Origin of the sequence: Actinomadura sp. 9N215, assembly GCF_044326345.1 — a bacterium.
Lineage (GTDB): Bacteria > Actinomycetota > Actinomycetes > Streptosporangiales > Streptosporangiaceae > Spirillospora.
This window is the reverse complement of the sequence record NZ_JBIRBA010000060.1, coordinates 1-8,878: the sequence shown is the minus strand read 5'-3', so window position 1 is coordinate 8,878 and position 8,878 is coordinate 1. Positions and strand designations below refer to the sequence as shown.

At 71.3% G+C, this 8,878-nt stretch carries 10 protein-coding genes; 1 reads left to right on the top strand and 9 read right to left on the bottom strand.

All coding sequences use genetic code 11. From position 1 onward, the window contains the following. From ACH34T_RS44355 to ACH34T_RS44340, 4 genes are all read right to left on the bottom strand, one after another. On the bottom strand, nucleotides 1-3,028 hold a 3,028-nt coding region (locus ACH34T_RS44355), incomplete at its 3' end, for a hypothetical protein (protein WP_396027050.1). A 157-nt stretch (nucleotides 3,029-3,185) separates the two neighbouring features. Beyond that, a complete protein-coding gene (locus ACH34T_RS44350) occupies nucleotides 3,186-3,389 on the bottom strand; it encodes a PspC domain-containing protein (RefSeq protein WP_396027049.1) in 204 nt (67 codons plus the stop codon). 204 nt (nucleotides 3,390-3,593) lie between these two features. Then, the gene (locus ACH34T_RS44345; protein ID WP_396027048.1) at nucleotides 3,594-4,325 is read right to left on the bottom strand and encodes an HAD family hydrolase; all 732 of its coding nucleotides are present in this window, start codon (nucleotides 4,323-4,325) and stop codon (nucleotides 3,594-3,596) included. Continuing rightward, on the bottom strand, nucleotides 4,322-4,972 hold the full coding sequence (locus ACH34T_RS44340; RefSeq protein WP_396027047.1) for an MBL fold metallo-hydrolase: 651 nt from the start codon (nucleotides 4,970-4,972) through the stop codon (nucleotides 4,322-4,324). Before ACH34T_RS44340 ends, ACH34T_RS44345 begins: the two co-directional genes overlap by 4 nt. Nucleotides 4,973-5,195: 223 nt before the next feature. Here ACH34T_RS44340 and ACH34T_RS44335 point away from each other — a divergent pair, with 223 nt between their 5' ends. Beyond that, nucleotides 5,196-5,444 carry a hypothetical protein gene (locus ACH34T_RS44335; protein WP_396027046.1) on the top strand — a complete coding sequence of 83 codons (249 nt, stop codon included), beginning with the start codon at nucleotides 5,196-5,198 and terminating at the stop codon, nucleotides 5,442-5,444. A gap of 77 nt (nucleotides 5,445-5,521) precedes the next feature. On the opposite strand, the gene ACH34T_RS44330 is transcribed toward ACH34T_RS44335, so the two are convergent. The 5 genes from ACH34T_RS44330 to ACH34T_RS44310 form a co-directional block, all read right to left on the bottom strand. Further along, nucleotides 5,522-5,824, bottom strand: coding sequence for a Fe-S cluster assembly protein HesB (locus ACH34T_RS44330; protein WP_396027045.1), 303 nt, complete (start codon nucleotides 5,822-5,824; stop codon nucleotides 5,522-5,524). 10 nt (nucleotides 5,825-5,834) lie between these two features. Beyond that, on the bottom strand, nucleotides 5,835-6,788 hold the full coding sequence (locus tag ACH34T_RS44325) for a DUF6177 family protein (RefSeq protein ID WP_396027044.1): 954 nt from the start codon (nucleotides 6,786-6,788) through the stop codon (nucleotides 5,835-5,837). Further along, entirely contained in the window at nucleotides 6,788-7,018 is a 231-nt protein-coding gene (locus ACH34T_RS44320; RefSeq protein WP_396027043.1) for a hypothetical protein, read from the bottom strand. The genes ACH34T_RS44325 and ACH34T_RS44320 overlap by 1 nt, the downstream gene beginning before the upstream one ends. A 249-nt stretch (nucleotides 7,019-7,267) precedes the next feature. Continuing rightward, on the bottom strand, nucleotides 7,268-7,960 hold the full coding sequence (locus tag ACH34T_RS44315) for a hypothetical protein (RefSeq protein WP_396027042.1): 693 nt from the start codon (nucleotides 7,958-7,960) through the stop codon (nucleotides 7,268-7,270). Then, entirely contained in the window at nucleotides 7,947-8,678 is a 732-nt protein-coding gene (locus ACH34T_RS44310) for a hypothetical protein (protein WP_396027041.1), read from the bottom strand. The genes ACH34T_RS44315 and ACH34T_RS44310 overlap by 14 nt, the downstream gene beginning before the upstream one ends. Nucleotides 8,679-8,878: the final 200 nt, after the last annotated feature.

Genomic DNA, 8,878 nt, shown 5'->3' with positions numbered 1-8,878 from the left:
GGTCTAGGGGTAGTGGGGACTCGGGGGGCGCTGGGGGTTCGGGTGCTGGTGGGGACTCGGGTTCGGTGGTCAGGGCGGTGAAGAGGGGGGCCGTGGGGGTGATCGCGTTGTGGAGGTGGGGTGGGAGGAGGGTCGACGGCGGCGGGCCTTCGAGGGGTGGGAGTTCCGGGCCCGGCGGGCCCACGAGGATGATCCGGGGGGCCAGCCAGAGGAGGAACAGGGCCTCGGCGCCGGCCTCGTGTACGCCGTCCACGATGGCGACGTCGAACGAGCCGGGCGCCGGTGGGAGGGCCTCGGGGATGCGCCACAGGGGGAGGATCCAGGCGGGAACGACGTCGGACGGGCCGGCGGGCGCCCGCGGAAGGTGCCTGCGGACGGCCACCAGCGCGTGCGCGGCGGTGAGGGTGGCGCGGACGGTGCGCAGATGCTCCTCGGCCTCGGCGAGGTCGGCGCGGAGGCGCTCCTCCGGCGGGACGGTCCGCTCGGCGAGGCGGCGGGCGGCGTTGCGGGCCCAGGCCCAGGCCTCGTCCCAGCGGCGGGTGCGGGCGTGCCACGCCTCGTCGCCGTCGGTGGCGATCATGAGGTTGGCGAGGTCGGGGTGGCCGGCGCGGACGCGGGCGAGGAGTTCCTCGCAGCGGAGCTGGAGGGAGCGTTCGTGGCGGGCCTCGGCGAGGGCGCCGAGCGCGCGGCCGTAGGCGGCGGCGTCGCGGGCGCCGACGGCGGTGAGGGCGGCGCGGAGCTCGGGCGGGTCGTCCTTCTCGACGGGGCCGATCGAGTCGCGGAGGGCGTCCAGGTCGGCGGCGGCGCGGTTGACGCCGAGTCCCTCCAGGGCGTTCCGGAGCGCGGCGACGTAGCCGTGCCACTGGAGCGGATGGGCGAGCGGGACGGCGATGCCGGAGCGTTCGAGGAGGGCCTTGGTCTCGTCCACGGCGGGGATCGCGTCCCGGACGCGGGCGAGGCGCGCGTGGGCGCGGACGAAGCGGGCGACGCGCTCGCCGGGCGGGAGGTCGGCGGGGAAGGAGATGCCCGCGGCCTCCCACACGTACTGCAGCTCACGGCAGGTGATCCGCACCATGAGCTCGGTGTGGGCGAGGTCGAGCAGCTCGGTCGTGGTGGGCGCGGCGCCGTCCACCCGCACGGTGGTGAGCAGCGGCTCGGCCTGCCGCTGGGCGGTGGAGCGGAGCGGGCCGCGTTTGAGGGCGCCGCCGCCCGCGAGGTAGGCGCGCAGGTCGTGGGCGGACGCGGCGAGGCCGCGCAGGTCCGCGTCGGCGGGCAGGTCGACGCGGTGGCCGTACAGGTCGCCGAGGGCGCGTTCGGCCCACTGGGCGCGGGTCGTCATCTCCGCGACCCGCGACCAGATCAGCGGGCGGCGGCCCGCGAGGGCGTCGCCGATCGCGCGGACGGCCAGGTCGGCGGGGTTCCAGCCGCCCGGGTGTCCGTCCAGGCCGAGGTCGCGGAGCGCGGCGCCGACGACGGTGGCGTTGCCGTCGAGGCGGGCGAGGAAGGTGACGTCGGTGTCGCGCAGCCGCCGGGACAGGTCGGTCTTGGAGCGTTCTGCGCGTTCGGCCGCGGCGGACTCGGCCTCGATCAGCGTCCGGACGTAGGCAGCGCTGGGCAGCGCGCCCGGGTCGACGTCGCGCTGCGCGGTGCGGGCCTTGCGCTCGGGGGTCTCCTCGGCCAGCAGGACGACGAGTTCCGCGGCCTCGGAGCGGGAGATCGGCGGGCCGGGCGGCATGTCCGGGCGGAGCGGCATCCACGCGAGGTCGGGGGCCTCGGCGCGGAGTCCGTCGTCGGGGCGGTGCGCGCCGGAGTCTCCGGTGTCGCCTTCGCTGCTGTCGCGGAGGCGGTCGCGGAGCTCGGCGGCCCGCCGGGCGGCGGCCTTCTCCTCGCCGGACAGCGCGTCCAGGTCGGGGACGGCGCGGGTCAGGATCTCGTCCGCGACCCGGCCGGCCGCCGTCGGGTCGGCGACCGTGAGGTCCGCGAGGCCGGGCGGGAGCGCGGCGCGGACGGCGGCCGACGCGGCGGCGCCCGACGTGCCGACGACGACGCGGTGGCCGCGGGCGAGCAGGCCGATGATCAGGTCGGGGACGGTGTCCGGCTCGCGTTCGGGCACGTGCATGACGTGCGGCCGCTTCGCCGGGGACGCCAGCCGCGCGAGCCCGTCCGGGACGCCGCGGGGCAGGAGTTCGAGCAGCCTGGCGTGGTAGTCGGCGACGGCGGTGCGGCCCGGCGGGCGGACGACGAGCGCCGGCGCGAGCCTGATCCGCGGGACGACAGGGCCGGTCGCGGCGGCTGGGCCGGTGCCCGCGTCGGCGGGCGTGTCGGGCGTCCAGTCCTCGCGGTAGTCGGCGGGCCCGGACAGCGCGACGGAGCACCATTTGCGCAGGACGTTCCCGACCGAGGTGTGCAGCCCGAAACCCTGCCCGGCTTGCACGGCGTCCGTCACCCAGTCGGCGGGCCGGTAGCCGGGATGGCCGGACAGCAATTCCCGGTCGCGCAGCGTCGTGTGCCCGGCGAGGACGACGTCGATCCGCTCCGTCCGCTCGTCCACGACGATGCGGACGGGCGTGCTCAGCAGGTGGTCGTGGACGGCGGGCCGCCACGCGAGCAGCCCCGTGCCGAGCACCGCCTCCTGCCCGGCCAGGTCGCGCAGGATCCGGTACCAGTTGCGGAGCGCGAGCCAGCCGTCGAACTCGTCCAGCACCACCGGCGGCGTCAGCGGGATGACCGGCACGCTGAACAGGACGTCGCCGGGCCCCGCGTCCGTCTCCACGTAGACGTCGCCGGGCAGCTCGCACAGCCAGTGGACCTGCTCGTGCCCCGACACGTCCCGGGACGGGCGGCGCCTGGCCAGCGCCAGATCGCGCAGATAGCGCAGCAGGCGGGCCGCATGCTCGGATTCGCGCGCGGCCTCGTGCCCGGCCTCGTGGACGGACGCGTGCCCGGATTCACGGGCGGCCGCGTGCCCGGACGTGTACCCGGATTCGCGTGCCGGTTCGCCCACGGGTTCGCGCGCGGGTTCGCCCACGGCGGGCGGGTGTGCTCTCCGGGGGGCCGTCCCCCCGCCAGGGAACGGGCCCGGGCCCGGGCGGCCGTCCTCAGGCACCGCGGCTCCCTCCCTCCACGGGAATGGTGGTGCCACGATCTAACACCTCCGGGCGGGCCCGGCCAAGCGCTATCGGTGATCAGTGAGTGCGGGCCAGGTAGCGGTCCTCGGTCGGCATCATCACCCAGAGGACGAGATAGACGACGAACTGCGGGCCCGGCAGCAGGCACGACAGCAGGAACAGCACCCGGACGGTCGTGGGCGTCATCCCGAATCGCCGCGCGAGCCCCGCGCAGACGCCCGCGATGATCCGGCCGTGGCGCGGACGGTAAAGGCCTTTCATGGTTCTTCTCTCCCCGATTCGTCGAGCTGTGAACGGTGCCGCGGTCGCGTGTCTTCTCGCGGCCACGTTCCCCACGCTACGAACCGGACAGGGCGTCCCACATCGGCCGTTCGACCTGTCCCGCGGCCATACTCCGGAATTAGGGGACGTCCCCTAGGGGTCCCGCGGTCTCCGCTCAGGCCCTAGGGGTCCCGAGGTCTCCGCTCAGGACGCGTTGTGGTCGGCGACGAGTTTCGGGAGGCCGGCCAGGTCGTCCAGGACGAACAGGCAGTCGCGCAGCGCGTCGTCGTCCTGCTGGATGTGGCCCCAGGGGCCGCGCCGCAGGAACGCGGCCTGCATCCCGAACGCCAGGGCGGGCCGGACGTCGTTGTCGATGCGGTCCCCGACGTACAGGACGCGGTCGGGCAGCACGTCCGCGATCTGCGCGCACCTCTCGAAGAACTCCGGGGACGGCTTCTGGACGCCCCACACGTCGGAGATGCCCACCACGTCGGCGTCCAGTCCGAGGGCCGCCATCCGCCCGGCGGCCTCCACGGGCTGGTTGCCCGCGATCCCGACGTAGAGGCCCTGGTCGCGGAGCCCGGACAGGCACGCCCGCGCGTCCGGGTACAGGTCGTCGGGCCCGAACCCGTTGGGGACGCCCGCCTCGGCGCGGCGGCGCTCCTCCTCGTCCAGGTCGAAACCGGGCCGGAAGTACTCGAAGAGGTCCAGGTGGGTGCGGCCGGTCGCGAGCAGCGCGCCCAGCTTGGCGAGGAACGTGTGCCGCGGCACGCCCAGCCAGTCGGCCCAGCGCCCGTAGATCTCGCCCTCGTTGATCAGCGTCTCGCCGATATCGAGGAAAACGGCCTGGACGGGCCGTGGCCCGGCGGGCCGCGGCCGGGCGGGTCCTGACCGGGCGGCGGGCCGGGGTTCGGGGGGACGAGGGGCTCGGTTCACGCGGCCGCCAGGTCCACCGACGTGCCGGGCGTGAGGCGGGTGAACTCCTTGCCGAGCTCGTCGCCGGCCTTCGTGACGTGGGTCTGCATCACCTTGAGGCCGATGTCGTTGAGCAGCCCGTCGTGGATGACGAAGGCGCGCTCCGGCCGGACCTCGCGCGTGTACGAATACAACTCGGGGACCTTCAGCCAGGGCGCGTTGCCGGGCAGGCACAGCGTCCGGACGGGCTCGGACGGCACGGTCAGCGCGTCCCCCGGGTGGAACACCTCCCCGTCGACGAGGAACCCCGTGTTCGGGATCGGCGGGACGTCCGGATGCAGGATCTCGTGGTCCTCGCCGTAGACGTGGACGTCGAAGCCCGCGATGGTGACGGCGTCGCCGTGCCCGACCTGGTGGACTCGTCCGCCCAGGTCGGCGAGGTTCGCCGCGACGACCCTGGACGTCCAGACGTGCAGGCCGGGGCGCTCGGCCATCGCGGCGCGCAGCGCGTCGGCGTCGAAGTGGTCGGGATGCTCGTGGGTGATGAGGACGGCGTCGGCGGCGGCGAGCGCACCGGACGCGTCGCTGAACGAGCCGGGATCGATGACGATCGTCCGGTCGTCCCTGGTGAGCTGGACGCAGGCGTGGCCGAGCTTCGTGAGACGCATCCGCCGATTTTTTCACGCGGGACGTCCACCCCCATCGCCCGCCCCCGCCCCCTCCGCCACGAACCGCCACACACAGACCGGCACGGACCGACCGCCATGGACGAGCAGCACGCCCCACCGGCACGGACCGAGCAGCACGGACCCACCGGCACGGACCCACCGGCACGAGACCGACCGGCACGGACCCACCGGCACGAGACGAGCGGCACGGACCCACCGGCACGTGGACGAGCGGCACGGGGCGAGCGGCGCGGGCGTATCTGCCAAACTGGCGATCGTGACGCCTTCCCCCGATTCCGAGGACGCGGAACGGCCGTCCCGGGAGGAACTGGACCAGCAGGTGCGCGACCGCTACGGAACCTGGCGCGATCAGCCGCGCGGCCTGGCCTGCGCCGTCGTCGCCGCCTTCATGATCCTCACCACGGCGGCATTCGTCTTCGCGATCGTGGCCCTCATAGCCGCGGCCCGCTGACCCCGGCCCCCGCGCCGAACGCGTCGAGGCCGGAGCGCCGATGCATCCGGCGCCCCGGCCTCGCTCGCGGGCTCACCTCAGGTCGGCGTCCCGCCGCCGGTCCCCTCCGCGATGGTGAAGGCCACGTCGCCCTGCGGATCGACCTGCGCGTCGAGGGTCTTGTCCTCCAGCATCTGGGCGACGCCGGGCTCCAGGTACACCTTGGCGCCCTCCTCCTCGACGACCTGGTCGCCGGCCTCCGGGGCGGGCGCGACCGAAAGGCGCAGGGCGTCCGAGCCGTCGAGCCCGGACTCGATGCGGATGCCGGTCTCCGGTGGAAGCTCCGGGTTGGCGGTCACGGTACGTATGACCTGCACGGCACCGCTGGTCAGCGTGAGCACGATCAGCTCCTCACGTCTCTTTCTCTCGGATCGGATCTGCCCCACCCTCCCCGATCCCCATGGCGGTAAACCTCGGGACACCCAGGCGTTTCATGAGATCGCCGGCCCGTTCCCAGTCCTCGGGCCGCCGCCCGTCCCCCACCTCGAACCAGTCACCGCCGCCGCCGTCCCGTCCGAGCGCCAGCCCGATCGGCGCAGGCAGGCCCCGGAAGTACGGCTCCGCCGTCAGATCTTTGCGCCCCGGCATCGCCTGCACGGTCAGTGACACCAGCCGATACCGCGTGTAAACCATTTCGGCGAGCCCTTCCAGCCCGGACGGCGCCTCGTCCTCCCCGGGCCCGACTCCTACGCCTACGCCCACGCCTACGGTGAAGGTCTCCTCGACACCGCCGTCCGCCCGCACGATCTCGGACGTCCCGATGGCCCCGCCGCCCACGTGGACGATCCACGTCCTCCCGGGCGCCCGTCCCCTGCAGTACTCGGTCACCGACTCCGGCCCCCAGGGCACGGCCGCCGGCTCACACGTCCCCCACCCCTCGGGCCCGCTCCCGGTGAACCACCGGTAGACCTCGTCCACGACACCACCGACGACCAGCGTCTCCGACGCCCGATGCCGGACGGTGCCCGTCACCAGCACCTGCCGCCCCTCCGGCTCCACCCCGTCAGCGAACGCCGGATGGATCTCCTCGCCCTGGACGAGCCGCACACCGTCCCACTCCAGCCGGACGCCGCTCAACCCGTCGTAATACTGGTCCGCGCTCTTGACGGCCCACCTGGCTCCCGGCCCCATCATCAACCGCAGCGGCAACGTCATCCGCCCGGCGCCGGTGGCGAGGACGAACTCCCGCCCGTTCTCCGCACAGACCCGCAACGCCTCCGCCACCCGAACCGACAGCGACGCGACCGACCTCATCTGGACGACGATGCCGGTCTTCTCCGTCCACACGTCGACGGCCGGGTGCATCAGCCGCCGACCCCGGACCGCTCGACGTACGCGGGATCGTCCACCCACACGACTCCGCCGACCTGCGCGACCAGCGCACCCGCGAACCGCATCGCCGGAACCTCGGACCCGTCCACGTCCTCGGCCGCGTTGCACTCCACCCACCACACGGGCGGCTCGACGTCGGCGACCTGCGACCCGAGCAGCCGCCCGGTCTCCCCACGCGTCCGCACCAGAACCGGCACCCCCACCGAAACCAGCACACGCCCGCCCTCCCCCTCCACCAACTGCAAAAGCCCCCCGCCCTCCACGACCCGCCCCTCAACCCCAGCAACCTCCACAGCGACCCCCACCTCATCCCCCAAAGGCTCCCGCTCCAACAACACCACAACGTCCTTACTCATAACCCACCACCCCAACCAAATGAGGCGCCAAGGCCGAAACGGCCAAGCCCCGACTGATGAGCCTGGATGCCCGTTTTCCGACGGTCAAAACGAAGGTCATTTGTCTGTTGTCAATTGCCAACGGTAGAGCCTGTCCGCTGATTCTCTGACCTCCGACACAAGATCTTCGCTCTCCGCCAACCGCTTTAGATAGGGAATCGATTTCCGCTTCCCCGCGCGACTAATGATACCCACCAGGTGGTGGACATAGCCGCCGACCTTCGGAACGAAATCGGTGGCGATCTCAAGGAAATCCGTCAGCGCCACCTCATTGGGCGACTCCTCGAATTGATCGATCAGCCACCCCGTCACGGTGATGCTTGAGATCTCCACCCCTCCATTGACCCAAATCCAGCCGGCAGCACGGATGAACTTTTCAGGCGGCTCGTCCCAGGACTCGCCTATATCGTATGGATTGAAGGCCTCCGCCCACTCCCTGAAATTTGTCCACGTATTATCCAGCATCGTCGGCATGGACGCCACCAGCGATTCTTTCCAGGCCATCCAATAGGCATTCACAAGCTCCGGCATGCTTTCCTCTGCGGCAGCCACATCGTCGGCATGACGTTCCCGAAAGCGCATCAGGGCAGCAAAGGAGTCCACCGCCGCCCTCATGTCCGTGGAATCTCCAGAAAGCCGCTCCACCGCCTCATCCAGCTCATCGCCGTCGTTGAGGTTCCATGGCCACGACACCTCCGCCAACTCAACGGCGATCAAGTCGTGCGCGGCTTCCGCCTCACCCAGCGCCATGCCTCATCGCCTCCTCAACGGTTCGCATCTCTGGCTGACCATAGAATTCCGATATCGGCGCACCAGGGTTGGCGCGCGTCCACTCTATGAGCTTACGCGCTACCGTACGACGAATACTCTTCAATTCGACGGGATCATAGGTCCGACGGCCGATGGTCAGCGACATCTTATCTTTGATCAATCTTTCCATCGTATCAGGACGTCCATGAAAGAGGCCGGTCCAGCCGTCTTCATTCGGTATCCTGTAACCGATGAATCGAGAAGCCTGGTCCACTCGCCCCCATTCCAGCATGTTCGAGTGTTGTTCCCCGCTCTTCATCTTCGACTGCAGTGCGTTGGGCGTGTCCTTCACGTCTTCGACATGAATTCGCCCATCCCGTGACTTGTACAGCAGGTCGGCCTGTGACACCGGATGTACATCGATGTGCGTCCCGTCGCCGAGGTCGTCGGAGATCTTGCCTCCGCGGGCGTGTGTGAGCACCTTCGTTCCAGGGGCCAGGTCACCGCTTTCGATTACATCTCTGACGGCGCGTACTTCAGCGTAGTACTGCCGAAACTGTTCCTCGGACCCGGCGCGGTTGAGTTGTCCCAACTGCTGGCCGTAGCTGTTCGGGTGGAGCTTGCCGCTGTTCATCGACCAGTCGAGATCGCGCAGGGCGGTGCCGACGGCGTCCGCCGGAAGTCGACCGTCTGCGACCTTGGTGACAAGATCGGCCACCCGGCCGCGTAGATCGTCTCGGTTTGTTCTGGTGAGAAGGTCGTGGGCCTCTTTGTTGGAGAGTCCTAGGCGCTCGAGGTCGGCTGGGGTCGTGGGATGGGTCGGCTGGGATGTGGGCTCGGTTGGTCGGCCGGGGCCTGGGCCGTCGGTGCTGGGATCGGGTCGGGCTGCCGGGGGTTTGTCGTGGGGAGGTGGGGTTG

What these genes read in the sequence shown, in the direction of transcription:
- ACH34T_RS44350 (WP_396027049.1), bottom strand. Translation starts at nt 3,389, where the DNA reads ATGAAAGGCCTTTACCGTCCGCGCCACGGCCGGATCATCGCGGGCGTC.
- ACH34T_RS44315 (WP_396027042.1), bottom strand. Translation starts at nt 7,960, where the DNA reads ATGGCGCTGGGTGAGGCGGAAGCCGCGCACGACTTGATCGCCGTTGAG.
- ACH34T_RS44325 (WP_396027044.1), bottom strand. Translation starts at nt 6,788, where the DNA reads ATGCACCCGGCCGTCGACGTGTGGACGGAGAAGACCGGCATCGTCGTC.
- ACH34T_RS44340 (WP_396027047.1), bottom strand. Translation starts at nt 4,972, where the DNA reads ATGCGTCTCACGAAGCTCGGCCACGCCTGCGTCCAGCTCACCAGGGAC.